The organism is Sphingobacterium sp. BS-2 (genome assembly GCF_046161205.1).
Lineage (GTDB): Bacteria > Bacteroidota > Bacteroidia > Sphingobacteriales > Sphingobacteriaceae > Sphingobacterium > Sphingobacterium mizutaii.
This window is the reverse complement of the sequence record NZ_JBIXGO010000016.1, coordinates 392,545-417,332: the sequence shown is the minus strand read 5'-3', so window position 1 is coordinate 417,332 and position 24,788 is coordinate 392,545. Positions and strand designations below refer to the sequence as shown.

The window sequence follows — 24,788 nt, the reverse complement described above, 5'->3', positions numbered from 1 at the left end:
ATTAATTTCCGGGCTTTTATTTTTTAAAGTATTTAGTAGAAAGTATTTAGTATTTAGACCATTTACCTTCAACAGGACATATCTCAAATCTCAAATCTCAATAATCAATACTCATATCTCTCTTAGAGCCTTTCTATCTCATATCTCAATACTCATATCTCAATACTAAATACTCATATCTCAATACTCTCTTACACTTTGCGCTCCGACAATTTCCTCACAAAGAGGTTATAGTTTTCATGTTTCTCGACATAGATCTCTTCGCCTACATCGATAAAACTATCTAGGGAAACCGCATCGTACCATACATTGTCGATTTCTATTTTTCCACTCGGGCGCAGGACCGTTTTGGTCACCCCAACCTTATTGATTAGATTAGGTTTAGCAACAGAAGAGGTATAACCTTCATCCGCTTTTTGTTCATCTTGCAAGACCAGTCGTTTGAAAGTTGGAGATTGCAATACATTTTTGCCAAAAATAACCATCAAGACAATGGTCAAGATCATGGCGCCTATTACTATTATAAAGGAATTCATTAATAATCCTGGTTGGGTAAGTTTAAAATCAAAATAATCATTGGCTACCATAGAGAATGCCAATCCGCATAAAACTAAGATAATTCCAGCAATACCGGCGACTCCAAAGCCAGGAATTACAAATATTTCCAAGACCAGGAGTATCACCCCTAATACAAAAATTGCGATCTCCCAGTTATCCGCTAAACCTTGCAGGTACAATGGCGCAAAGAATAAAGCTCCACAGATCAAGGCCACTACCAAAGCAAACCCTATCCCTGGTGCCTGTAATTCGAAATAGATCCCGCCAATAATACCCATGATCAACAAGCCGCTAACCAAAGGGTTGATCAATAAAGCGATCAAGGAATCCACCCAAGTGATCTGATGTTCCTGTACATCCGGTTTTGCAATATTGAGATCGGAAAAGATATCGACCTGACTTTTGACTTCTTTTTTAGCCAATCCTATCTTTACAGCCTCGGAAGCCGTCAAAGTCAATAATTTTCCATCTTCTTTAAGTTCCGGTACCGAAATAGCTGGGTCTACAAAAGCCTCAGCGACTTTCGGATCACGGCCTTTGGCTTCAGCAGTAGCTCGCATCAAGCCACGCATATAAGATTGGTATTTCTCAGGAAGGACTTCCCCCTGCTGATTCACCACCGATGCCGCACCTAGGCTAGCACCTGAGTGCATGTAAATATAATCCGCTGCTAATGAGACCAATGCTCCCGCAGATGCAGCATTATTATTAACGTATACAATAGTTTTGAACTGATTGTCGTTTAATAGGCTAGAACGAATAGAATCGGCAAAATTTAAAGCGCCACCAAACGTATTAAGATCGATCAATAAATACTCTGATTTACTCAATTTGGCTTGCTTTATCGCATTTTTCATGGTACGCCATGCATTGGGGCCAATATCTTCCTTGATCTGCACAGAATAAACGGTCTGTGCCTTAGCTTGAAAGAAACTCACAAAGCAAATGGCGAGAATACCTAAAATGTATTTTGTAAATTTGTTCATAATAGTGTTTTTTACCGAATTTGCTTGTCATCGGATGACTAAATATACGATAAATAAAATTTTCGAGAAAGCATTCCCAACGAATATCTGGAAAATAGAGATCGACTCCGTTAAGCCCTATGTAGCTGTAGAAACTAGGGACGTGGAGACTACTCTAGCCTCCTTTTTTGTGTTCGATTTTGAAGGCAACTGCCTGATGTCACCTTGTCAAGCGGATGGAAAGGAATGGACACTTGACTCCATCCAAAATGGTTATATGATCCTGAAAAGAATTGGCGAACAAACTCCAGTACAAGAAGGGATCCAGATCATCCAGATTACCAATAATGAAATTATCTTCAGCAGCTATGAATTTGTCCTTTTAGATGTATTCAAAGATTACATCCATGCCAGACACCGTAGCATCTCCTCGGGAGAAAGCATCGCCATCGAAATCCGAACTGGAGAATACAGCTCCGCAAATGACATCCTATTTGACATGGCATGCAACAAAATCCAGTACCCTGTCACGTATCAACAGACCCCACGATTTTTAAAAAATGAGCACAACATTGGGCCCTTATGGTTGAGTAAATGTGGACACCACTTCCTCTGGTGTTACCATAAACAGAAAAATGACCATTTCGACCTCTGTTTGGCAACAAGTAATTTAAACCAGATACTAGATCAACAAGTCATACTTCATGACATGGAGAAAATGATCCCCCAACCTTATTTCCAATTAGGTAGCCAAGTCTTCTTTATGTCCTTTAACAAGAGAGAAATTGTTTCATATTTAGTATAATTGCACTCAATGATGAAAGAACGATTATTCAAAAAGTCTTACAGAAAGACTATTATTATATTTTCTGCTGCTTTTTTATTCGCCGGAATCTCTCTGGCACAAGCCCAATCAAGCAACCCAAGTCAAAAGAAAACAGTAGTAAACGGAAAAACTTTTATTGAACATAGCGTCACAGCAAAGGACACTTACTACCAGCTGAGCAGGATCTATGGTATCCCTGTGAAGGATATCATGAATGCCAACAACAAAAAGAACCTGCGCGTTGGTGATGCTGTTTATATCCCATTCAAGGAAGAAGAAAAGAAACCGGAAAATAAACCAGAAGTTGTTCAGAACGAACCCAATAATAGGGATTCAAAACCTCTTGGAGATCCTAATACGCAAACCATCCAAGCTAAGATCCTTACGGAATACAAAGTGGGTTCCAATGAAACCTTATATTCCATTGCGAAACGTTTCTCGACCACGGTAGACAATATTAAAAAACTGAACAGCCTAGATTCAGATACTGTTCGTGAGGGACAGACTTTGAAGATCCCCGATGGCAATGTAGTTGTGGTACAGAAAGAAACTGCTCCGGCAGCCATCAATCTCCCCATCCCTGAAAACATCAGCAAAGAAGAGATCGAATTCGAAACCAACCGCTATGGGATCCGTGAGAAAAAGGAAAAAGGTATTGGTATCTGGATGGAAAACCTCGAGTCCGGAGGCCGCAGCAACCTAGCTTTGCACCGTACAGCTCCGGTAGGTACAATTCTAAAAATTACAAACCCATTGACAAAAAGTGTTACCTTTGCCAAAGTTGTAGGAAAATTCTCCGATACTGCAGAAAGCAGAGATGCCATTGTTATTCTTTCCAAATCCGCAGCATCTTATATTGGAGCTCTCGATAAACGATTCCTTATTGAAATTGCCTACGGCGCACCAGTAAATTAGTGCAAGTTAAAAAATGGACAAACCCTATGTAATTGGAATCGCTGGAAGCAGCGGTTCAGGAAAAACTTTCTTTTTAAAAAGCTTTTTAGATCATTTTTCACAGAAAGAAGTCACCTTGATCTCTCAAGATGATTACTATATACCTGCTAATACCAAAACAAAAGAGGAAAATAGGCTCTATAATTTCGACTTACCAACTTCTATCAATCGTGATGCTTTTTATCATCACATCAAGGAACTATTTGACGGCAACACTGTATTCCAAAAGGAATATACTTTTAACAATCCCGATATTGCTCCCAAAATGCTGGAAATCAATCCAGCCCCCATTTTAGTAGTCGAAGGCTTGTTTATTTTCCATTATGAGGAAATCAATGAACTATTGGACTATAGGATTTTCTTGGATGCTGATGAACCGATTGCCCTGCAGAGAAGGTTGAGAAGGGATTTGGTCGAGCGCGGTTATGACCATGACGATGTAATGTACAAATGGATCAACCATGTCGTACCTTCTTATAATGAATATCTTCTCCCTCACCGTGAAGAATGCGACCTGATTATCCACAACAATGTGGATGACCCATTAGTTATCAAAACATTCACCAACGATATTGCCATCGAACTCCGAAAAAGAATAGGATAATTATTTTTAATTAATCTAAATTAGCTATCTTTGCGTCATGTACGAGTCCATGATCAAGCTGCATATTTTAGAAAACAACCCTTTTGAGGACCAGAAGGGTCATTCTCCCTTTAATCCGAACGGAGAACAAGCATTCAAAAAATGTTGTAAGAAATACAAAAAGGGCAAAAGATGTAAAAAATGCCCTGGTAGGACGGAATAATTTCCCTCTAGCTACTACTCCTATTCTTCCACATAATCTAGATCTTTGTCAAAGCTCTCTTTTAATTGAGTCAGAGCAAAAATAGCGATCAAGGATAGCAACACGATCATGATCATGGCCGCTCCAATAATACCTACCCAATTTACCAATACTCCATACATCAAAGTCGAAGGAATAAGCGCCCCCCTAACAAAGTTTGGTGCCGTCGTCGTTACGGTCGACCGTATATTGGTTCCAAATTGTTCTGCAGCAATGGTAATAAAGGTTGCCCAATAGCCCACACCTAGCCCCATCAAAAAGGCTAACCACATAAACTCATTCTCTGAAATACCTTGTCTTGTCAGGTAGATACATGAAAAAAGAAGGATCAAGATTTGATAGATAAAAACTACCTTACGTCTCGATTTAAAGACCTGAGCTAACCAACCTGCAAGAAAATCACCCAGCGAAATCCCTATATAAGTAAACATTACGCCCTTCCCTGCGCTCAAGGTAGTCTGCGCATGCAAAGCTTGCCCAATTTCAGGTGCTTGGGTCACCAAAACCCCAACGACAAACCATATTGGCAATCCTATACACAAGCAGTACAGGTATCTTCTGAATCGATCGCCATTGTTAAATAGCATGGAAATTTTTCCCTTTTGGACGGACTTGTTCTCCAAGGAAGAAAACATACCGGATTCAAAGACTCCAACACGCATAAACAACAAGAGGATACCCATTCCACCACCAACAAAATACGCCGTTCTCCAGCTGAACCATTCTGATATGAAATAGGCCAAGATGGCCCCCAGGACCCCTACTCCAGCAACGATCATGGTTCCATAGCCTCTTTTCTTTCGGTGCATGCTTTCGGACACTAAGGTTATCCCAGCGCCCAATTCACCCGCCAGACCGATCCCTGCTATAAACCTGATGATGCCATAGGTCGTGACATCATGCACAAAACCATTGGCAATATTCGCAATCGAATAGAGCAAAATCGAACCAAACAAGACCTTCAACCGGCCATATTTATCACCCAGCACGCCCCAGATTACCCCACCGATAAGCAGACCGCCCATTTGCATGTTCAATACAAATTCGCCTTTGCTGCGCATCTGATCTGCCGGAACACCGATATCACTAAAGGATTGGATGCGTACAATAGAAAAAATGATGAGGTCATAGATATCAACAAAATAGCCGAGGGCGGCTACAAAAATCAAGATCCAAACATTCTTGTTAGGTTTTTGAGAGTCCATAATTCAGGAATATTTATTGAATATAAGGGAGAGTTTCTTTTATTACAATAGAAGGATGTTTTTTCTTAGAAATTAACTGTATTTTTATCCGCATGAAAGTATCTCCAAGTACTTTAAAATGGGGTCTTCGCTTGTACCCTCCATTCTTTTTCCAACGCATCTGGGTGCGCCGGATCCTGAACAGTTTCTTAGGGGCTGATGTCAAGATCAACAGAAGCATTCTCAACATCAATTCCAATAGAACGATATTTGGGGGCACTATCTTTTCTGCAATCGACCCATTCTATCCCATCCTACTGGATCAATATTTCAAACATCAAGGGATTACTCGCACCGTGGCTTGGTTAAAGACCGCCCATATCGACTACATCAAACCCGGCAGGTTTGATCTGGAGGTCCGCATCCGCCTTGATCAGGAAATCTTGGACGAAACCTTGCAGACCATAAAAAAAGAAGGCAAGGTAGTCAGAACCTTCCAAACCCAAGTCTTCGATAAACACGGAACCTTATGCGCCATAGCACATAATGAAATCTACATCCGTGATCTTGACTTTAACTTCGAATCTTTAAATCCTGCTCCTACTCAAATTGAGAACTCGAGTATTGAACTATAATTTAATTAATCATGAAAAAATTAATCTTATTAAGTGCAGCATTTTCTATTGCTTTTGTTTCTTGCCAGAACAAACAGGTTGAAAACAAAGACCAAAAGCTTTCTGAACAAGCTATTGCCATCCATGACGAAATCATGCCGCAAATATCGCAGTTTGATAAATCGACCATCAAGATCGATTCTATCATAAGCAACTTGGCAGCGATCAAAGAGGAAAAAGCTGACTTAGATACCGCAAAAACACGTGTTGACCTGACGAACCTGAAAGATAGCATCGAAGATGCAACCGATCACATGATGACCTGGATGAAGGATTACGATGCAACAAACGAAGATGAAGCCTACCAACAGAAAGAGGTTGACAAAATCAGCGCCATGAAAAAACAGTTCGATCGCGTAGCTGAACAAATCAAAACATCATTAGCAGCATTCAATTAATAAAAATCAAATGAAAAAGTACTTAGGCGGAGCGTTTGCCGCATGTATGGCCAGTATCCTATTGTTCTCTTGTGGACCCACGGAAAGAAAACTGCCCATCTATGGTGAACGTAGTCCAGTTGAAAAAGAAGTCGATGGCAAAACAGTCGTGGACACCATTTATCATACCATCCCTAATTTCTCTTTCCTAAACCAGGATAGCACGAACTTGACCCAAGATTTCTTCAAAGACAAAATCTATGTGGCCAATTTCTTCTTTACCCACTGTCCTAGTATCTGCCCGACCATGCAACGTAATTTGCTCAAGGCATACGAAAAATACAAGGGTAATGACAAGATCGCTTTCCTATCCCACAGCATTGATTTCAAATACGATCAACCTTCTGTCTTGAAAGACTATGCAACCAAATTGGGGGTCGATAATGATCAATGGCAGTTTGTGACCGGAAGCAAAGCTGATATTTACGGCATTTCCGAAAAATACATGGTCTTCACCAAAGAAGATCCCAACGCACCGGGAGGCTATGACCACCAAGGTTATTTAGTGATCATCGATCCTGAAAAAAGAATCCGTGGCGCCTATGATGGCACCAACGATGAACAGGTAAAACAACTATTGGAAGATCTAGATGTCATTTTAGCAGAATACAAATAATGATAACTCGATATTTTATAGGGTCTATTGCGCTCGTTTCCGTGCTTTATTTTCTGTTTTCGTGCAACACAGACCTGAGCGTGGAAACGATGCAATATGCCACCAACGGCCAGAAAATTTATGTCAAGCATTGCCAAAACTGCCATGGCGCCAATGGAGAAGGGTTAGGAAAGCTATACCCGCCCCTTACCGACGCAAATTTCCTGAACGAGAACAGGAGCAAACTGGCCTGCATCGTCAAAAACGGAATGTCCGGCGAAATCAAAGTCAACAATACCCTATTCAATCAACAGATGCCCGGAGTACCCGAACTCTCCGCTGTCGATATCGCCTATGTCCTGACCTATGTCACCACCTATTTCGGTGATAGCAAAACCCATTTCAAACAAGAAGAAATCGAAGAGTTTTTAAGGAAATGCGAGAAATAGACATCAGACAATAGAAATAAGACACAAGACCTTTCTGAAGGAATGGCTTTTGGAAAAGTGACATTTGGCTTAACCTTCAAATTACAATTAAATTTGAGGTGCTATGGTTTATCAACTAACGCAGGTTGGGCGTGAATCATTTTAATATCCTAGGAAACTTCCAATTCTGAACGACGAGTGAAGAATCTGTACGGTTCTATTAAATTAAAGCTTGTCATCTTCAATCTTCGATTGAAGAACTGTTCGCCAATACCAACCTTTAATTTATTCAAAATATGCGGCGGGCGTATGCGATACGCCCCTACAGTATTTGGGATTTTCCAGCGCCATTTTGTCAAGATGGTCTTGGTCTATCCTCTTATCCACGTTGGCTGAGCGGAGTCGAAGCTCATCCTGGTTCAAACCTAGATCTTGGTCCATCCTCCAATCCCGTACCCTGAGCGAAGCCGAAGGGAATCCTGGTTCAACCCACCTTAACCCTTCATCCTCAATACTTTACCCAAAACCTTATAAAAAGAAAAAGGTTTTCAAACGGGGAGAATGAAAACCTTTAATAACCAATTATAAACCTAAATTATGATACTACAAAGGTAAGTGTAAAAAATACACACGTCAAGAGGAATTTGAATATTTAACAATTTCTTAACATTGGAATGATTTAATCGCATTTATAACGAATACGTGACACAATCGCCTTAAAAAAAAGCCTACATTTGCAACCGAATGAACATTCAATTGACAGAAAAAAAAGAGCAAATCTTCTTTAGCACGCTGAAGTTGATCAACACTTATGGATTCCATGGGTCTCCAATGAGCAAGATCGCTAAAGATGCCGATGTAGCAGTAGGCTCGATCTATCATTATTTCCCGTCTAAGGAGGATTTAATCGTAGAATTATACTGGTATTGTAAAGAAAAATTGAACAATCAGGTTTTTTCAGCCATAGACCCTACCTTGGGCTACGAAAAAAAATTCAAGCAAATCTGGAGAAACTTGGTGTGGTACTATCTGGACAACCTAGACCATTTCGGGTTTTTGGAACAATTCTACGGATCTCCCTTCTATGAAGGCATCCGAACAAACATCTTCCAACAAAAGTCCGAAAGAAATGTTTTGCTCCATTTTTTAGATGAAGGTGTACACTTAAAACATTTAAAAGATTTAAATGTTCGACTATTAATATCTGCCTACCTGGGCGTAGCTATCTCCCTGGTTAGAGGCTGCTTATATGAAAAATCAAAACCTACTGATCAAGAAATTGAAACCATGGTAGACATCATTTGGAACGGGGTTAAAAAATAATATATATGAATTTTAGAATTAAGGACTTAGTAGTTTATCTTTCCTTTACTGCGATCTCTGTAGGATCAGTATTTGCCCAAACGACAAATAACCTGAACAGTAATGCCACCTTGGATGAATTGATCCAGTATGCATTGGAAAACAAAATCGAAATCAGACAAGCTCAGATTGACCAAGAAATCGGCGAACGTGAAATCGCTTCTGCCCTTTCCGGTTGGTTCCCGCAAATCAATGCAAATGGTAGCTTAACCCATTTTATGCAATTGCCAACAGCCAATATCAATGGCCAGAACATTGCCATGGGACAGCGCAATACCTCTGCATTAACCTTTCAAGCCGATCAAGCAATCATTAACCCTGGCTTGTTCCAAGCTTCTAAGGCTGCCAAATACATCAGGCAACAAAATGATCTAAGTGTAGAAGACACCAAAATCAATACCGTGGTGGATGTCAGCAAAGCGTATTACGATATCCTTACCAGCGAAGAACAAATCAATATCATCCAGGAAAACATCTCCCGCCTGAACCGTCAGTATACCGAAGCAAATGCGCGTTATGAAACTGGTTTGGTTGATAAAACGGATTATAAGAGAGCACAGATTTCTTTGAACAATGCTAAAGCCGAGTTAAAAACAGCTCTAGAGTTTAGAAAATATAAATATGATTACTTAAAAACCTTATTGGGTATGAACCCAACCAATGGTTTGACGTTATCTTTCGAAAATCAAAACATGGAATCCAATGTATTGATGGATACTACGGATGTTCTGAATTACAACAACCGAGTTGAATTGAGACAATTGCAGACCATGAAGGATATCCAAAAATTGAATACCCAGTATCAGAAATGGCAATTCCTTCCTAGGCTAGGTGCTTTTGCAAACTACGGTCTAAATTATAGGAACAATTCCTTTTCTGACCTATATGGCGATAACTTTCCACAGTCCAGCTTTGGTCTGAGCCTTACCTTTCCTATTTTCCAAGGTGGAAAACGCGTTCAGGAAATCAAGAGATCAGAATTGTTGGAATCCAGGATCGATATGGATATTGAAAACCTAGAGAACCAAATCGGCGCTCAATATTCTGCTGCTATGGCTAACTACCGTGCAAACATCAACGAATGGAGAAATGCAAAAGAAAACGTTGAACTTTCAGAAGAGGTTTATAACACGATCAAATTACAATACGATGCTGGAGTAAAGACTTACCTCGAGTTGATGACGGCGGAAACAGACTTGAAAACAAGCCAATTGAATTACTTGAATTCACTCTATGCCGTTCTTTCAAGCAAGCTGGATATCCAAAAAGCATTGGGAACCGTAAATTTTGCTAATTAATACAACAACCACCATACATATCACAATAGAAACTACGAAAACATGAATACAACTCGTTTATTTTCAACAATACTTTTAGGCTCTGGACTGTTCTTTACAGCTTGTGGCAATAAAGAAGGCGCAAAACAACAAGGTCCGGGGCAGATGCAAGCACAGGCGATGCCTGTTACCATGGCTGTTGTACAACATGAAATCGTTTCAGGACAGCATAGCTATCCAGCGAATGTTGTTCCATTACAAGAAACTGAAATTAGAGCAGAAGTCTCCGGTTACATCACAAACATCAGTGTAGCTGATGGTGCACATGTAAGTAAAGGACAGAAGCTATATGATATCGACCGCGTACGCTATGCTGCTGCAGTGGACCAAGCTAAAGCCAATCTTGAAATCGCAAGAGCAAACCTTGCTCGTGTGGAAAAAGATTTGCAACGCTATCAGACCCTAGCAGACAAGGATGCGATCGCAAAACAGACTTTGGATTATGCATTTACAGATGTCAATAATCAAAAAGCACAGGTTCAAGCTGCTGAGGCTGCTTTAACTACAGCAAGGGTAAACTTGCAACGTTCTAGTATTGTGGCTCCATTCTCTGGAACTGTTGGTATCTCTCAAGTTCGTAACGGAGCTTTGGTATCCGCAGGAACCACTTTATTGAACACCATCAGTTCTACCAATCCTATTGCGGTGGAATTCCAGATCAATGAAAAAGAGATCATGGAATTCAGCAACCTGAAATCAGGTAAGTCAAGCACACAGATCAATTTGACGCTTCCAGATGCGAGCACCTATGGTTCACATGGCAGAATCTCTACGATCGACCGTGCTGTTGATCCTCAAACAGGTACTTTAAAGGTTAGAGCGACTTTCGACAACCCTAACAATACCCTGCGTGCAGGAATGAACTTAAACTTGAATGTAGTAAGTACTTCCAAAGAAGAGGCAGTGGTAATTCCTTACCGTGCAATTTTCGAGCAATTAGGTTCCTTCTCGGTATATACCGTGACTGATAGTAACACTGTAGACTTGAAACAAGTAACCTTAGGTCAAAAATTAGGTGATCGCGTGGTGATTGCAAAGGGCATCAATCCCGGAGAGAAAGTCGTAGTAGACGGTGTAACCTCCTTGAAGCCAGGCGCAAAAGTTGTGGATAAAGCGACTATGGCTCCGCAACAACCTCAAGCTCAACCGAAAAAATAAGTGCTGTTCCATAAAATATATTTAACGAATGATCTCAGAAGTATTTATTAAAAGGCCGGTAACGGCGATGGTGGTATCCATATTGATTTCGATCATAGGGGTTATCGCGATCACCACCTTACCAATCAGTCAATATCCAAATATTGCTCCCCCTACGGTATCGGTTTCAGCGACCTATACAGGTGCGGATGCACAAACAGTAGAAAAAACAGTAACGACTCCTATCGAGAGTCAGATCAATGGTACCCCCGGAATGATCTATATGAGTTCCAACTCCACTTCGGATGGTGGTTCTCGTATCACAGTGACTTTTGAAGTAGGTACCGATATCGATATTGCAACACTTGACGTTCAGAACCGTGTGAGTATCGCAGAACCGGTATTGCCAGAGGCGGTACGCCGTTTAGGTGTAACCACACGTAAGGTAAATACCGATATCTTGATGATGGTTTCATTGGTGTCACCTGATGGCAGCCGCGATATCAACTTCCTTTCCAACTACATTAACTTATACTTGAAAGACGCTTTATTACGTGTACCAGGTGTGGGTGATGTGCAAGCATTTGGACAACCATTCGCCATGCGTGTATGGTTAGATGCCAACAAACTTGCCAATATCGGAATGTCTCCAGCGGATGTCAATACTGCTATCCAAGAACAGAACTCCCGTATGCCGGGTGGTTCAGTGGGTGCGCGTCCACAAGAGAACATGCAAGTATTCGAATACCCGATCGTAATGGACTCCGATTTGGAAGAAGTTGATCAATTTGAAAATATCGTAGTCAAAACAAATGCTGATGGATCCATCGTGCTATTGAAAGATATTGCCAGAGTAGAACTTGGACAATTTAACTATGGTATTACCAACAAGGTAAATGGAAATACAGCATCGGGTATGATGATTTCCCAAACACCAGGTGGTAATGCGGTGGAAACTGCCGATGGTATCTATAAAACTTTGGAGGAATTGAAGAAATCATTCCCTTCAGGTGTAGATTATGTGGTAGGTTATGAAACTGTATCGGTGGTTAATGCTTCCATCAGCTCGGTAATCCATACCTTAATCGAAGCCTTGATCTTGGTAACCTTGGTGGTATTCTTCTTCCTACAAAGTTGGAGAGCAACCTTGATCCCATTATTAGCGATTCCGGTTTCCATCGTCGGAACCTTTATCTTCTTTACCTTATTTGGATTCTCGATCAACAACTTAACGATGTTGGCTTTCGTGCTCGCCATCGGTATTGTGGTGGATGATGCCATCGTTGTGGTGGAGGCTGTCCAGCATTACATCGACCATTATAAGATGGATGCCAAAGAAGCGACCATGCGTGCCATGAAAGATATTACCGCACCGGTTATTGCCATTGCCTTGATCTTGGCGGCAGTATTCGTTCCGGTAGGATTTATCCCAGGAATGGTGGGTAAACTGTACCAACAGTTCGCGATTACCATTGCGGTATCCGTAATGTTATCGGCATTTATCGCACTTTCCTTAACACCTGCTCTATGTTCGATCATGTTGAAACCTTCGGCAACGACAAAGGATTCAAAAGGCTTGAACAAGTTTTTTTATAAATTCAACGTTTGGTTTGATAAAGTAACTTATCGCTATTCAAAAGGCGTGAAGAAAGCGATTAAATCCGCTCCACTAGTATTGATTATCTTGGTTTGTATTTTCGTAGGAACCGGATGGATGTTTACCGCTAAGAAAGCCGGATTTATCCCTAACGAAGATGGTGGTATCTTCTTTATGGGGGTCAGCTTACCAGAAGGTGCATCCAGTGCACGTACTGAAGAGGTATTGACCGAATTGACAAATGATTTACGCAAAGAATTCCCTGAGATCAATTATGTGACGTCCATCAACGGTATGAACTTGTTGAACCGTTCTGCTAAACCAAACGGTGCATCACTATTCGTATCCTTGAAACCATGGGATGAAAGACAGAAAACAGTTTCTGATATCACAGGTGCTATCATGGGTAAATACCGTGGCTATTCTAAGGCAACCGTTATTGCAGCAACGCCGCCGCCAATTCCTGGTTTGGGTACCGCTGGTGGTTTTACCATGGAGATCCAAGATAGACAAACAGTAGATATCAAAGATTTCGAAGCGATGGTTGGCCGATTCTTGGCCGCAGCAAACCAACGTCCTGAAATCGGAATGGCCTATACCCTATTCAACAGTAATTCACCGAACTATAAATTACAAGTAGATCGTGAAATGGCGAAACGTATGGGTGTGCCGGTTTCCAATATCTATAGCACCATATCTTCTTACCTAGGTAGTAGTTATGTCAATGACTTTACCAAATACGGACGTAACTTCCGTGTGGTAACACAGGCAGATACCAGTTACCGTATGCACATTGAAGATATCAATAAATTATATGTGAAGAACGTACAAGGTCAGCCTGTACCTATTTCAAACTTAGTGAGATATGAACTGACCACGAACCCTTCCATCGTGAACCACTTTAATATCTTCCGTTCAATCCAGATTTCTGGTGAGGCTGGTCCTGGTTATTCATCCGGTGATGCCATCCGTGCATTGGAAGAAGTAGCTGCACAGACTTTGTCTGACGGTTATTCGTATGAGTTCTCCGGCCTGTCCTTACAAGAGAAACAATCGGGTAGCAAGACCATCCAGATCTTTGCGCTCTGTATCTTGTTCGTGTTCTTGTTATTGGCATCGCTATATGAGAGTTGGTCGGTACCATTCTCCATCCTATTATCAGTACCTCTAGGTATTTTCGGAGCGATCTTGGCATTGACCCTATTACCAAACTTGGACAATAATATCTATGCGCAGATCGGTTTGGTTACCATTATCGGTTTGGCAGCTAAGAACGCAATCTTGATCGTGGAATTTGCCAAAGAGCGGGTGGATATTGGTATGAACCTAGTTGAAGCAACACTAGACGCTGTCAAGCTTCGTCTCCGTCCAATTATCATGACATCATTGGCCTTTATCTTAGGTATTATTCCATTGATGTTGTCCACTGGTGCAGGTGCTGTATCCAGACAGACCATTGGTTGGACCGTATTCGGTGGTATGACCGCAGCGACTTTCCTTGCCATCTTTATCGTACCAGTGCTATTCGTTGTGATTACACGATTGGCTTATGGTAAAAAGAAATTAGCCGAATTGGAAGCTAGTTTCGATGAGGAGAAAAAGAAAAGCTTAAGTGCGCACTAATTTAGTTTAACTCCATAATTTTAAAGGCTCGTCCAGCAATGGACGAGCCTTTTTTATTGCATTTTTCTCCAAATTTATGGTTATGCCTAATCTGTTTTTCAGCAATGGAAGAAAGTGGGAAAATTGAAAAAATAAGGAAAGTCTATGGCAAGAACCTTCGGGATTTCTTTTGCTCTCATTCGAGACATATTCGGAAATTTCAAAATGATTCTCGAATGAGGTCCGATTGAAGTCCAAAAGATTTTGCAAATTTTTAATTTATGAATTTGATAAGATTTTCTAAAGGTAAGGAATCAAATTTGGTGGGTGTTGAACCAGGATTCAAGGGATTTGGGGTTCGACTTCGCTCACCCACCGGATGGACCAAGATTATGGCCAATGTTTCGCTGGAAAGTCCATCATACTGTAGGGGCATATCGAATATGCCCGTTGGTATTTGAACCAGAATAGAAAGGATTTGGGGTTCGACTTCGCTCACCCACCGGATGGACCAAGATTATTTTGCTTACTTCCAATTCTGAACGATCAGTGAAGAATCTGTACGGTTCACCTCCCTAGGATCTTGTCATTCTGTACCGAAGGTACAGGAACTGTACGCTAATACAAAATATCGAAGAATACAAACTATCGAAGATAGAAGAACTGTACGTCAATACTATTTATTTTGTATTTGATTTTAAAAGTTTGCATTGCTTCGAGATACTTCGGATGGACCAAGATCTAATCCGAAGGTCGATCGGCACCTCGGCTTCGCTAACCGTTAATACCCGGCACAGGATAAATAAACCAAGATTATTTTGCTATTTCTTGCTAAATGGTATACCGCCAATGATCTTGGCCCATCCTCCCATCTTCGCTGGGTGAGCGGAGCCGAACCCCATCCTGGTTCAAATATCGCATTAACCGATAGGTCCCGAATTACTTCAACATTATCCCCACCGAAACATTCAAATGTTGATGGTCGAAATTGCTGGTATAAAAACTACCATGCAATTGTTGGTAGGCATAGGTTGCAGAAACCGTGAATTTGGTTTTGTTTAGGGAGTCATAAAGATAGAACAGCCCTGCTTTACCCATAAAACCCTTGTCATAGACTGGACCAATACTGGCGGAATAACCAGCATTTGCCACAAAACCGATCCTAGAAGCTTGTCCGAAATCCTTTACTGGCAATCGGCCATCGATAAATATGGGGAACAGGTTCCGGTCATACTTGGATTTTCTCACTTCCGTATTCCCAGCCTCTCCTGATTTGGTATAGTCCCCCTTTAAGGTTTCATTTCCAATCCCTAAACCTAAATAGGCTTTATCGTCAAAGTTTTTCCCAAAAATAAAATGCAGGGAATATCCATTGAAGGTGCCTTCGTAACCAGGATTGCGGACACCTAAATTTCCACCGCCTTGGATTAGGGTATAAAAAGAGCTTTGGGCAAAACCCAAGCTACTGATCAGCATCAGAATAAAAAATGAAAAAAGCTTTTGCATGTTCTTAGTTTAATATTTTATAGATCAACTCGGTCAATAGATCACCGGATTCAGTCAGGTGTCCTACATTCATACCCTTAGATTTCAAATCGAATTCCTTGATCAGATGGATGATCTCAAAGGTTTTCCTTCTATTGAAGTTCCTAGCGGCATATTCGTATTCCCTGACGAAAAATGGATGTACTCCGAGTTGCTTGGCAGCCACTGCGGAAGATTTATCTGGGAGGTAATGGTATTTCAGGATTTTGGTAAAATAGGTGCCCAAAGAACCTATCACAACTGGCATAGGATTACTCTTGGGGTTGGCGGCAAAATAATCCACGATCTGGAATGCCTTTAGTGCATTTCGCTTGGACAATGCAGTATTCAGTTCAAAAACATTGAAGTCCTTACTGATACCGATATTTTGCTCCACATCCACCGCAGTGATTTCCTTCTCGGCGGGGATATTCAACTGGAGTTTCTCTATTTCATTGGCAATCTTGGAAAGGTCGGTCCCTAAATATTCAGCCATTAGAGCTGCAGCTTGCGGATGCACCTTTCTTCCTGAAGCATTCAACTGTTCATTGATCCAGCCGGCAACCTTATCCTCATAAAGCTTATTTGATTCCAGCACAATACCTGCCTTTTCCATGGATTTGTAGGATTTCTTGCGCTTATCAAATTTGCTGTACTTATGGGCAAAGACCAAGACGGTCGATGGGGTCGGTTGTTCTAGGTATTTCAGTAGGAACTCATCATCTTTCCATTTCAGGTTTTGTGCTTCCTTGACGATGATAACTTGGTGGTTGCTCATCATGGGATAGCGCTTGGCCATACTGATGATGTTGGAGAAATCCGCATCCTTACCATACACGACGGACTGGTCGAAGCCCTTTTGGGAATCGTCGAGGACCGTTTGTTCGATGGCGTCAGAAATCAGGTCAATAAAGTAAGGTTCTTCACCATGCAGCAGGTAAACTGGGGCGAGCTTTTTTTTCTTTATATCGGATAAAATGGATTGGACATTCATGCTGTACGAAAGTACGAAAATACATAGACTTTTGCTTGTTGGAAAAGGTTGGAAAATTTCGTAATTTTGTAAATGTTTAGACCGGTTCCTTTGAACTTACCGCCGTTTCCGGCAAAAATCAGCAAAAAACAGGATCAGTATTTTATTTTCGACGAACTGCGGAAAAAGCATCTTTTGTTGACACCGGAGGAGTGGGTACGACAACATTGGGTCAGTCATCTGAACAAACATTATCAATATCCGATGGCCTTGATGAAGATCGAGGGCGGTCTATCGCTGAACAGCTTGCAGAAAAGGAGTGATCTAGTGGTTTATGACCGGGAAGGATCGCGCGTACTTTTGGCAGAATTCAAGGCTCCATCTGTCAAAATTACCGAAAAAACCTTCGAACAGATCGCAAATTATAACAGTATTTACAAAATCCCCCTTCTTTTGGTCAGTAATGGAATTGAGCATTATTATTGCAGGATAGATTTCGAGGAGGAGAAATTTACATTTATAACGGAACTGCCATCTTTTGGGCAGGAAAATTTCGGATATTAAAATAAATATTATATTAGTAGCACAAAGACAGAAAGAATCACATGAATATAGATAAAAACGAATTTAGAAAGTATGCTATTAAGCATCATAGAATTGGAAGCCAACACGTAGATGGTTACATTTCTAGATTACAACAACAAATTCCAAGCAACTTAACGCCATACATCATTGAAGAGAGACAATTGAACGTTGCTCAGATGGACGTATTTTCACGTTTGATGATGGACCGTATCATCTTTTTAGGAGATGGCATTAACGATCAGGTTGCTAATATCGTTCAAGCGCAGTTATTGTTCTTGCAATCGACCGATGCGCAACGTGACATCCAGATTTACATCAACTCACCAGGTGGTAGTGTTTATGCAGGTCTAGGGATCTATGACACCATGCAGTACATTTCACCAGATGTGGCAACGATCTGTACCGGTATGGCAGCATCGATGGGTGCGGTATTATTAGTGGCAGGTGCTAAAGGTAAACGTGCAGCATTGCGTCACTCGCGCGTGATGATCCACCAACCATCAGGCGGTGCACAAGGTGTAGCTGCGGATATGGAGATCAACTTGCGTGAAATGCTGAAGTTAAAAGAAGAATTATACACGATCATCGCTGATCACTCTGGCCAGACTTATGACTGGGTTGAGAAGTCATCAGATCGTGATTATTGGATGCGTGCCGCTGAAGCCAAAGAATTTGGTATGATAGATGAGGTATTGCTACCTAAGAAGAAAGAAACAAAATAATAACAATGAGTAAATCGAACAATAGAGATATCCATTGCTCATTTTGCGGAATCAGTAAAAATGAAGCGCAAATGCTTATTGCGGGTGATGGTGCGCATATCTGCGACAGATGTGTGCAACAAGCTGGGGAGATATTGGCGGAAGAGCTTAAGCAACGCAAGAATAAATCTATTCAAACTGCTCTTAAATTAATCCGTCCAAAGGAAATCAAGGAGCATTTGGATCAATACGTGATTGGACAAGATGATGCGAAGAAAGTCATTTCTGTAGCGGTTTACAACCATTACAAGCGTTTAAACCAACGTGTAGAGTCGGATGAGACCGAGATTGAAAAATCCAACTTGATTATCGTAGGAGAAACGGGTACCGGTAAGACCTTATTGGCCAAAACAGTTGCCAAGATCCTGAACGTACCTTTCTGTATCGTGGATGCGACAGTATTGACCGAAGCAGGATATGTAGGTGAGGATGTGGAAAGTATCTTGACCAGATTATTGCAAGCTGCAGATTATGATGTGGCTGCTGCAGAACGTGGAATCATCTATATAGATGAGATTGACAAAATCGCCAGAAAAAGCGACAACCCATCGATCACCCGTGATGTATCTGGAGAAGGTGTACAACAGGCCTTATTGAAAATCTTGGAAGGAACAAATGTAAATGTTCCACCTCAAGGTGGCCGTAAGCACCCTGACCAGAAAATGATCTCGGTAAATACCAGCAACATCCTATTTATCTGTGGTGGTGCATTTGATGGTATCCAAAAGAAAATCGCAAACAGATTGAGAACCCAAACTGTTGGCTATAAAATGAAAGATGAGGATCAGGAGATTGACCTGAACAACTTATATAAATACATCACGCCGCAAGATCTTAAGAACTTCGGCTTGATCCCTGAGTTGATCGGTCGTTTGCCAGTTCTTACGCATCTGAACCCATTGGATAAGGAAACTCTATTGAGTATCCTGACCAAGCCTAAGAATGCCTTGGTCAAACAATACATTAAATTGTTTGAATATGAGGGGATCAAGTTGTCATTCGAGCCTGAAGTCTATGACTTCATCGTTGACAAAGCTTGGGAGTTCAAATTAGGCGCCCGTGGGTTACGGAGCATTTGTGAGGCTATCATGCTGGATGCCATGTTCGAAACACCGAGCAATAAGGAAAATTCAGAAGACAAGACCTTGCAGATCAGTCTGGATTATGCAAAGAACAAATTTGCAAAGACGGACTTTAAGAAACTGCAAGTCGCATAAAAAATCTAAACCCTCGCCTATCACGCGAGGGTTTTTTGTATTAGTAAATTATTAAGAAAGGATGAAATTATGACTAAGAAGAAAGACGAAAAACAAGAAAATATCGAAGAGGTGAACTCTCCTATTACGGCTGGATTAAAGACAAAAGAAGATATTGTAAACAATTGGTTGCCCCGTTATACCGGTAGACCTTTGGAAGAATTTGGGGAATATATTTTGTTGACCAATTTCAGCAATTATGTGAAATTGTTCTCACAGATGCATGGCGATGCGCCCATCTTAGGTGAGGATAAACCCATGCAGACCTGTTCTGCAGACGGCATTACGATTATCAACTTTGGTATGGGATCGCCAGTTGCTGCAACGGTTATGGATCTATTGACTGCCATCCACCCTAAAGCAGTGCTTTTCCTAGGAAAGACGGGCGTATTGAAAAAGAAGATCGATGTTGGTGAACTGATCCTCCCTATCGCTGCAATCCGTGGAGAAGGGACTTCCAATGATTACTTACCTCCTGAAGTACCATCACTACCGGCCTTCGCCTTGCAGAAAGCAATTTCGACCACCATCCGTGACCACTCAAGAGATTATTGGACCGGAACGGTCTATACCACTAACCGTCGTGTGTGGGAGCATGACAAACAATTTAAGAAGTACTTGAAGAGCATCCGCGCCATGGCGGTGGATATGGAGACTGCTACGATCTTCTCGGTAGGCTTTGCCAACAAGATTCCTACCGGTGCCCTATTATTGGTTTCTGACCAACCGATGGTACCAGAAGGAGTGAAAACCGACAAGTCGGATGTAACCGTGACCAAGTCTTATGTGGAAACACACGTGAAAATCGGAATTGACGCTTTGAAGCAATTAATCAACAATGGCTTAACAGTAAAACACCTGAAGTTCTAAAAAATATCTACTTTTGTGGTAGACAACTAACAGACACAAAACTTCACCTATGTGGTATAATAACATTTTAGAAACCATTGGAAATACGCCATTGGTCAAACTAAATAAGATAACTGAAAATTTAAAGGGTACTATTTTAGCCAAGATCGAAACCAGTAACCCCGGCAATTCCATCAAGGACCGTATGGCCTTGAAGATGATCGAAGATGCAGAGGAAGCCGGATTATTGAAACCAGGGGGTACCATCATCGAGGGTACTTCGGGCAATACCGGAATGGGATTAGCCATGGCGGCAGTAGTGAAAGGTTATCGCTGTATTTTTACCACCACGGATAAGCAATCGAAAGAAAAGATCGATGCGCTACGTGCCTTTGGTGCGGAAGTGATCGTTTGCCCGACCAACGTAGATCCCGAGGATCCTCGCTCCTATTATTCGGTTTCAAGCCGATTGGAGAAAGAGGTTCCTAATGCTTGGAAGGCGAATCAATATGATAACCTTTCTAATTCCAAAGCCCACTATGAGCAGACAGGTCCTGAAATCTGGGAACAGACGGAAGGAAAGATCACCCATCTGGTTGTAGGTGTAGGAACTGGAGGAACTATCTCTGGTACTGCAAAATATTTAAGGGAGCAGAATCCTAACATCAAGGTTTGGGGAATTGATACCTACGGTTCTGTATTCAAGAAATATAAAGAAACCGGCATTTTTGACAAAAATGAAATCTATCCCTATATCACCGAAGGTATAGGTGAGGATTTCTTGCCTAAGAATGTTGATTTTTCAGTGATTGACCTTTTTGAAAAGGTAACCGATAAGGATGCTGCCTTGATGACCAGGGACCTGGCACGCAAGGAAGGTATCTTTGCCGGGAATTCTGCTGGAGCGGCATTGGCAGGTTTGTTACAATTAGGGAAAGACCTAAAGGAAGATGATGTGGTAGTCGTGATATTCCATGACCATGGATCTCGATACATGGGAAAAATGTATAATGAGGATTGGTTGCGTGAGCGCGGATTCCTGAAAGATGAAAAACTGACTGCAAAATCAATCCTTAAAAAACGTGGTGAACAAGCTATCGTCACCGCAGACGCCAACCAGACCGTTGTTGAAACCTTCAACATCATGAAATCCCTGAACATCTCCCAAATACCTGTCACCCAACAGGGTATGGTCATTGGGAAAGTAACAGAGTCTGATATCCTGTCGGCATTACTTGAAAATCCTTCGTTAAAATCATCGGCAGTAGAGGAGATTACCTCTAAACCATTCCCATTTGTGGACCTGAATACTTCGATTGATAAGATTTCAGGATTGATCAACAAAGATACCCAAGCGGTATTGGTGGAGGATGATTTTGGAAGGATCAATATCATCACGCAATACGATATTATTAACGCCATTTCAGAAGTTTAGGATATTTCCATTTTTTGGGTATATTTAAATTAATCTACCCCAAGGAATGGAAAGAAACGATAAACTTAAAAGATTAGAATATTGGATTAAAGCGCGTATCGGAAAGATTGCTTTTATTGACGTAGAAGAAAAACGTGCCAAGGAATGGTACGGTAACGGATACGGGGGGTTTTATGTGGACCCCAGCCTAGTTCCAGAGAATGCCATCGTGTATTCTTTTGGTATCGGTGAGGATATCTCTTTTGATAAAGCCATCATAGCGAAACATGGAGCCAAGGTCTTTGGTTTCGACCCTACCCCGAAATCCATCAACTACGTCCGTAATAACGAAACGCCTGAGCAGTTTTATTTCCATCCATTTGGATTAGGTGAAAAAACCGAAATGGTTACCTTTCACCTCCCTAAAAACAAAGAGCATGTTTCCGGAAGTGTCTATGACCATAGCTTGGTGGATGAACACGATTCGGTAGACGTGCTTTTAAAGGAGTTTAAAGAGATAGTACATGATTTGGGGCACCAATCCATTGATGTGCTGAAGATGGACATAGAGGGCTCGGAATACGCTGTAATGGAAGGGATACTGAACTCTGGCATTCCGATCAAGCAAATCCTTGTGGAAACCCACGAAAGGTTCTTTGCCAACGGCAAGGAAAAAGGCAAGGAATTCTTTAAGCTATTGCATGATCATGGTTATAGGATCTTTGCAATCTCGGATACCTACCAAGAAATATCATTAGTAAAAGGGTAAAAAGGCTTTTCTAAAACCCTAGTAGGATTCCAATATTATAGCAATTACGGCATATTAGCCTGAAAATACCGCAAAAACGATGTTCGATTAATCGAACATCGTTTTTGCAATATATGAATGATTTTTAGGCTATTATTGGCGGGCTTATGCAATAAGCCCCTACGAAAATTGGACACCTTTCAAGCGTTAAAATAATCTTGGCCCATTCTCTTATCCTCGTTTGGCGAGCTGAACCCTGAGAAGTCAAAGGGGAGTCGAGCCACATCCTGGTTCAAATCACATTTCCCCCTTCAGATCGTTCTTCATACAAACATTTACTTTCCGAAGGAAGTTCTTTAGCACCCGGCTCATTTCCAGTGGCGGAAAAATGGAAAGAATGCCGTTGACCTGTGCGATGGGATTGGCCTTGGAATGCTTTTAATAGATCATCCCATCAAAAGGGATGATCTATTAAAAGATATTCCCGACAACAAGGCATTCTTTTCATGTGCTATGGGTTGTGCGAAAAGCCACCTTAAATGAGCCAAAGGTTTTTGGTTACTTTTGGGCTCCAAAAGTAACAGAGAAGATCCCCCTTTCCTCCAAAAAAAAAGAGGCTGTCTTTTCAGACAACCTCTTTAAAATTATGATCAGAAAAACGAATTAATCGTTTTGTTTGATTTCTGGGTTTGCATTCAATTCCAATAATGGGAATAAGAACTGCCAATCTTTAGCACCAGCAGCAACCTTTACCATTCCATTTACACTTCCAGGAGCATAGTTAGGAACAACAGTTCTGTCTAATGGTTGGTTCAAACGTTTCAAATCGTAGAATCTGAATCCTTCGCCCCAAAGTTCTGTTCTTCTGTTAGTCCAGATCTCTTCCAATAAAGCAGCACCAGTGTTGGTAGATTTTGTAGCTTCAAGGTCACGAACTTTCACAAAGTTGAACAATGCCTCTTGTGCATTAGCAGTTTGGTTTGAGCTAGCATAAGCTTCTGCCAAGATCAAGTGCATTTCTGCTGATCTCATCAAAGGAACATCTCCTAAAGCACCACCTGGTGATTTGATTGCAAACTTTCTAGACATATACTCTTGACGAGCGAAAGATGCCAATGGCAATGGGAAGTTAGCCGCAGTTGGTTTTGGTTCCCAAAGTTTCTTTCTGATGTCTGTGTCAGAGATTTTTTCGTACAATGCAGAGTTGATTCTCTTAGGGTTTGCACGCATAAAAGAAGTATTCGCATTGTAAGCGATCTGCGCAAAGTATGATCCGAAAGCATCCATCTGATCTTGCGTCGGCATAGAAGCCCACATAAATTCAGACATTGAAGGAGCATCGTTGAATCCTTTCATGTATGTATCTTGGTTCATCAATGGGAAACTTCCTGACTCGATAACCAAATTAGCAAATTTGATCGCATTCGGGTAATCTTGCATAGTCAATGCAACTCTAGCACGGATACCGTAAGTCACATATACGTTGATATGAGACTTGTTCACTCTAGTTTGAACGTTCAATGCAACCGCATCATCTAAATCTTTGATGATTGAAGCATATACGTCTTTCACGGTGGATCTTGGTAATGCACCATCTGAAGATTTCAATACCAAAGGAACACCTAATTGATCGTTTGCTGTGCTTGCATCGTATCTTTTAGCATAAAGCTGAACAAGATTGGAGTAAGCATAAGCTCTAAGGGTCAAGGCTTGAGCTTTCAAGTTGTTTTTCTCTTCATCAGTACCTGGAAGACCGTCTACATTATCCAAGATGAAGTTTGAGTCACCAATGATCTTGTAGAAAGTTCTGTAATAGTATTCTGTCAATTTATGGTTGTCATTACGACCACCTTGCCAGTTACCTTCACCAGTAGAACCGAACCAGTTTGCATCACTGATACCTAAGTCTTCACCCATAAAGTCAAGGCCTAACATGATACCACCTACACCTGGTTTGTTTTGAACATTCCAATCCACTACGGTGGTACGCTCAAACATAAATCTATAGATACCGTTCAATGCTGTATTAGCATTGGCAATCGAACTGAAGATCTCATCTTGAGATACTTTGTCAGTTGGAGCGGTTTCCAAATAGTCCTTTTTACATCCGCTTAGGGCTAGAAGTAAAACGGAAGCATATATCGTTAAATTTCTTTTTTTCATAATAATTCAGCTGC

Annotated in this window: 23 protein-coding genes; 18 read left to right on the top strand and 5 right to left on the bottom strand. The window is 41.3% G+C overall.

Annotated features, from left to right (window positions below; all coding sequences use genetic code 11):
- Nucleotides 1-191: 191 nt before the first annotated feature.
- Nucleotides 192-1,544, bottom strand: coding sequence for an NfeD family protein (locus tag ACK2WI_RS08700; protein ID WP_409150400.1), 1,353 nt, complete (start codon nt 1,542-1,544; stop codon nt 192-194).
- Nucleotides 1,545-1,578: 34 nt separating this feature from the next.
- Here ACK2WI_RS08700 and ACK2WI_RS08695 point away from each other — a divergent pair, with 34 nt between their 5' ends.
- The 3 genes from ACK2WI_RS08695 to ACK2WI_RS08685 are packed head-to-tail and all read left to right on the top strand — an operon-like array spanning nt 1,579 to nt 3,907.
- Nucleotides 1,579-2,328, top strand: a complete 750-nt coding sequence (locus ACK2WI_RS08695; RefSeq protein ID WP_093099015.1) for a hypothetical protein — start codon at nt 1,579-1,581, stop codon at nt 2,326-2,328.
- 9 nt (nt 2,329-2,337) lie between these two features.
- Complete coding sequence (locus ACK2WI_RS08690) at nt 2,338-3,264, top strand: LysM peptidoglycan-binding domain-containing protein (RefSeq protein ID WP_236736523.1); 927 nt, start codon at nt 2,338-2,340, stop codon at nt 3,262-3,264.
- A gap of 13 nt (nt 3,265-3,277) precedes the next feature.
- The gene (locus tag ACK2WI_RS08685; RefSeq protein ID WP_409150398.1) at nt 3,278-3,907 is read left to right on the top strand and encodes a uridine kinase; all 630 of its coding nucleotides are present in this window, start codon (nt 3,278-3,280) and stop codon (nt 3,905-3,907) included.
- 222 nt (nt 3,908-4,129) lie between these two features.
- Here the strand turns inward: ACK2WI_RS08685 and ACK2WI_RS08680 are convergent, their stop codons facing one another.
- On the bottom strand, nt 4,130-5,353 hold the full coding sequence (locus tag ACK2WI_RS08680) for an MFS transporter (RefSeq protein WP_312696631.1): 1,224 nt from the start codon (nt 5,351-5,353) through the stop codon (nt 4,130-4,132).
- Nucleotides 5,354-5,445: 92 nt separating this feature from the next.
- Between ACK2WI_RS08680 and ACK2WI_RS08675 the strand changes: the two genes are divergently transcribed.
- From ACK2WI_RS08675 to ACK2WI_RS08635, 9 genes are all read left to right on the top strand, one after another.
- On the top strand, nt 5,446-5,967 hold the full coding sequence (locus ACK2WI_RS08675) for a hotdog fold domain-containing protein (protein ID WP_093099010.1): 522 nt from the start codon (nt 5,446-5,448) through the stop codon (nt 5,965-5,967).
- An 11-nt stretch (nt 5,968-5,978) separates the two neighbouring features.
- Nucleotides 5,979-6,404 carry a transposase gene (locus ACK2WI_RS08670; protein WP_409150396.1) on the top strand — a complete coding sequence of 142 codons (426 nt, stop codon included), beginning with the start codon at nt 5,979-5,981 and terminating at the stop codon, nt 6,402-6,404.
- 10 nt (nt 6,405-6,414) lie between these two features.
- Nucleotides 6,415-7,059, top strand: coding sequence for an SCO family protein (locus ACK2WI_RS08665; protein WP_312696629.1), 645 nt, complete (start codon nt 6,415-6,417; stop codon nt 7,057-7,059).
- Nucleotides 7,059-7,487 carry a c-type cytochrome gene (locus ACK2WI_RS08660; protein WP_409150394.1) on the top strand — a complete coding sequence of 143 codons (429 nt, stop codon included), beginning with the start codon at nt 7,059-7,061 and terminating at the stop codon, nt 7,485-7,487. Before ACK2WI_RS08665 ends, ACK2WI_RS08660 begins: the two co-directional genes overlap by 1 nt.
- Before the next feature lie 723 nt (nt 7,488-8,210).
- The gene (locus ACK2WI_RS08655; protein WP_312696627.1) at nt 8,211-8,789 is read left to right on the top strand and encodes a TetR/AcrR family transcriptional regulator; all 579 of its coding nucleotides are present in this window, start codon (nt 8,211-8,213) and stop codon (nt 8,787-8,789) included.
- 5 nt (nt 8,790-8,794) lie between these two features.
- Nucleotides 8,795-10,126, top strand: a complete 1,332-nt coding sequence (locus ACK2WI_RS08650; RefSeq protein WP_093099003.1) for a TolC family protein — start codon at nt 8,795-8,797, stop codon at nt 10,124-10,126.
- Nucleotides 10,127-10,168: 42 nt separating this feature from the next.
- Nucleotides 10,169-11,323, top strand: a complete 1,155-nt coding sequence (locus ACK2WI_RS08645; RefSeq protein WP_409150392.1) for an efflux RND transporter periplasmic adaptor subunit — start codon at nt 10,169-10,171, stop codon at nt 11,321-11,323.
- A 28-nt stretch (nt 11,324-11,351) separates the two neighbouring features.
- Nucleotides 11,352-14,522 carry an efflux RND transporter permease subunit gene (locus ACK2WI_RS08640; RefSeq protein ID WP_093099000.1) on the top strand — a complete coding sequence of 1,057 codons (3,171 nt, stop codon included), beginning with the start codon at nt 11,352-11,354 and terminating at the stop codon, nt 14,520-14,522.
- A gap of 260 nt (nt 14,523-14,782) precedes the next feature.
- The gene (locus ACK2WI_RS08635; protein ID WP_409150391.1) at nt 14,783-14,962 is read left to right on the top strand and encodes a hypothetical protein; all 180 of its coding nucleotides are present in this window, start codon (nt 14,783-14,785) and stop codon (nt 14,960-14,962) included.
- 478 nt (nt 14,963-15,440) lie between these two features.
- Here ACK2WI_RS08635 and ACK2WI_RS08630 read toward each other — a convergent pair whose 3' ends face one another.
- Both ACK2WI_RS08630 and holA read right to left on the bottom strand, forming a co-directional pair.
- The gene (locus ACK2WI_RS08630; RefSeq protein ID WP_409150389.1) at nt 15,441-16,007 is read right to left on the bottom strand and encodes a hypothetical protein; all 567 of its coding nucleotides are present in this window, start codon (nt 16,005-16,007) and stop codon (nt 15,441-15,443) included.
- A gap of 4 nt (nt 16,008-16,011) precedes the next feature.
- Nucleotides 16,012-17,019 carry a DNA polymerase III subunit delta gene (gene holA, locus ACK2WI_RS08625; RefSeq protein ID WP_093098994.1) on the bottom strand — a complete coding sequence of 336 codons (1,008 nt, stop codon included), beginning with the start codon at nt 17,017-17,019 and terminating at the stop codon, nt 16,012-16,014.
- A gap of 72 nt (nt 17,020-17,091) precedes the next feature.
- On the opposite strand from holA, the gene ACK2WI_RS08620 reads away from it, so the two are divergent.
- The 6 genes from ACK2WI_RS08620 to ACK2WI_RS08595 all read left to right on the top strand — a co-directional run bounded on the left by ACK2WI_RS08620 (nt 17,092) and on the right by ACK2WI_RS08595 (nt 22,632).
- On the top strand, nt 17,092-17,562 hold the full coding sequence (locus ACK2WI_RS08620) for a type I restriction enzyme HsdR N-terminal domain-containing protein (protein ID WP_093098993.1): 471 nt from the start codon (nt 17,092-17,094) through the stop codon (nt 17,560-17,562).
- Nucleotides 17,563-17,603: 41 nt separating this feature from the next.
- Nucleotides 17,604-18,305, top strand: coding sequence for an ATP-dependent Clp endopeptidase proteolytic subunit ClpP (clpP, locus tag ACK2WI_RS08615; RefSeq protein ID WP_093098991.1), 702 nt, complete (start codon nt 17,604-17,606; stop codon nt 18,303-18,305).
- 5 nt (nt 18,306-18,310) lie between these two features.
- On the top strand, nt 18,311-19,561 hold the full coding sequence (gene clpX / locus ACK2WI_RS08610; protein WP_093098990.1) for an ATP-dependent Clp protease ATP-binding subunit ClpX: 1,251 nt from the start codon (nt 18,311-18,313) through the stop codon (nt 19,559-19,561).
- A gap of 69 nt (nt 19,562-19,630) precedes the next feature.
- Complete coding sequence (locus tag ACK2WI_RS08605) at nt 19,631-20,470, top strand: AMP nucleosidase (RefSeq protein WP_093098988.1); 840 nt, start codon at nt 19,631-19,633, stop codon at nt 20,468-20,470.
- 49 nt (nt 20,471-20,519) lie between these two features.
- Nucleotides 20,520-21,884: a pyridoxal-phosphate dependent enzyme gene (locus ACK2WI_RS08600; RefSeq protein WP_093098987.1), complete on the top strand. Its 1,365-nt coding sequence runs from the start codon at nt 20,520-20,522 to the stop codon at nt 21,882-21,884.
- A gap of 46 nt (nt 21,885-21,930) precedes the next feature.
- Nucleotides 21,931-22,632: an FkbM family methyltransferase gene (locus ACK2WI_RS08595; RefSeq protein ID WP_313367585.1), complete on the top strand. Its 702-nt coding sequence runs from the start codon at nt 21,931-21,933 to the stop codon at nt 22,630-22,632.
- Between the two features lie 642 nt (nt 22,633-23,274).
- Here ACK2WI_RS08595 and ACK2WI_RS08590 read toward each other — a convergent pair.
- Nucleotides 23,275-24,774 carry a RagB/SusD family nutrient uptake outer membrane protein gene (locus ACK2WI_RS08590; RefSeq protein ID WP_093098984.1) on the bottom strand — a complete coding sequence of 500 codons (1,500 nt, stop codon included), beginning with the start codon at nt 24,772-24,774 and terminating at the stop codon, nt 23,275-23,277.
- Between the last annotated feature and the right edge of the window lie 14 nt (nt 24,775-24,788).

Excerpts from the sequence above, each read along its gene's own strand:
- ACK2WI_RS08700 (WP_409150400.1), bottom strand. The coding sequence starts at position 1,544 with ATGAACAAATTTACAAAATACATTTTAGGTATTCTCGCCATTTGCTTT.
- ACK2WI_RS08695 (WP_093099015.1), top strand. The coding sequence starts at position 1,579 with ATGACTAAATATACGATAAATAAAATTTTCGAGAAAGCATTCCCAACG.
- ACK2WI_RS08690 (WP_236736523.1), top strand. The coding sequence starts at position 2,338 with ATGATGAAAGAACGATTATTCAAAAAGTCTTACAGAAAGACTATTATT.
- ACK2WI_RS08685 (WP_409150398.1), top strand. The coding sequence starts at position 3,278 with ATGGACAAACCCTATGTAATTGGAATCGCTGGAAGCAGCGGTTCAGGA.
- ACK2WI_RS08680 (WP_312696631.1), bottom strand. The coding sequence starts at position 5,353 with ATGGACTCTCAAAAACCTAACAAGAATGTTTGGATCTTGATTTTTGTA.
- ACK2WI_RS08675 (WP_093099010.1), top strand. The coding sequence starts at position 5,446 with ATGAAAGTATCTCCAAGTACTTTAAAATGGGGTCTTCGCTTGTACCCT.
- ACK2WI_RS08670 (WP_409150396.1), top strand. The coding sequence starts at position 5,979 with ATGAAAAAATTAATCTTATTAAGTGCAGCATTTTCTATTGCTTTTGTT.
- ACK2WI_RS08665 (WP_312696629.1), top strand. The coding sequence starts at position 6,415 with ATGAAAAAGTACTTAGGCGGAGCGTTTGCCGCATGTATGGCCAGTATC.
- ACK2WI_RS08660 (WP_409150394.1), top strand. The coding sequence starts at position 7,059 with ATGATAACTCGATATTTTATAGGGTCTATTGCGCTCGTTTCCGTGCTT.
- ACK2WI_RS08655 (WP_312696627.1), top strand. The coding sequence starts at position 8,211 with ATGAACATTCAATTGACAGAAAAAAAAGAGCAAATCTTCTTTAGCACG.
- ACK2WI_RS08650 (WP_093099003.1), top strand. The coding sequence starts at position 8,795 with ATGAATTTTAGAATTAAGGACTTAGTAGTTTATCTTTCCTTTACTGCG.
- ACK2WI_RS08645 (WP_409150392.1), top strand. The coding sequence starts at position 10,169 with ATGAATACAACTCGTTTATTTTCAACAATACTTTTAGGCTCTGGACTG.
- ACK2WI_RS08640 (WP_093099000.1), top strand. The coding sequence starts at position 11,352 with ATGATCTCAGAAGTATTTATTAAAAGGCCGGTAACGGCGATGGTGGTA.
- ACK2WI_RS08635 (WP_409150391.1), top strand. The coding sequence starts at position 14,783 with ATGAATTTGATAAGATTTTCTAAAGGTAAGGAATCAAATTTGGTGGGT.
- ACK2WI_RS08630 (WP_409150389.1), bottom strand. The coding sequence starts at position 16,007 with ATGCAAAAGCTTTTTTCATTTTTTATTCTGATGCTGATCAGTAGCTTG.
- holA (WP_093098994.1), bottom strand. The coding sequence starts at position 17,019 with ATGAATGTCCAATCCATTTTATCCGATATAAAGAAAAAAAAGCTCGCC.
- ACK2WI_RS08620 (WP_093098993.1), top strand. The coding sequence starts at position 17,092 with ATGTTTAGACCGGTTCCTTTGAACTTACCGCCGTTTCCGGCAAAAATC.
- clpP (WP_093098991.1), top strand. The coding sequence starts at position 17,604 with ATGAATATAGATAAAAACGAATTTAGAAAGTATGCTATTAAGCATCAT.
- clpX (WP_093098990.1), top strand. The coding sequence starts at position 18,311 with ATGAGTAAATCGAACAATAGAGATATCCATTGCTCATTTTGCGGAATC.
- ACK2WI_RS08605 (WP_093098988.1), top strand. The coding sequence starts at position 19,631 with ATGACTAAGAAGAAAGACGAAAAACAAGAAAATATCGAAGAGGTGAAC.
- ACK2WI_RS08600 (WP_093098987.1), top strand. The coding sequence starts at position 20,520 with ATGTGGTATAATAACATTTTAGAAACCATTGGAAATACGCCATTGGTC.
- ACK2WI_RS08595 (WP_313367585.1), top strand. The coding sequence starts at position 21,931 with ATGGAAAGAAACGATAAACTTAAAAGATTAGAATATTGGATTAAAGCG.
- ACK2WI_RS08590 (WP_093098984.1), bottom strand. The coding sequence starts at position 24,774 with ATGAAAAAAAGAAATTTAACGATATATGCTTCCGTTTTACTTCTAGCC.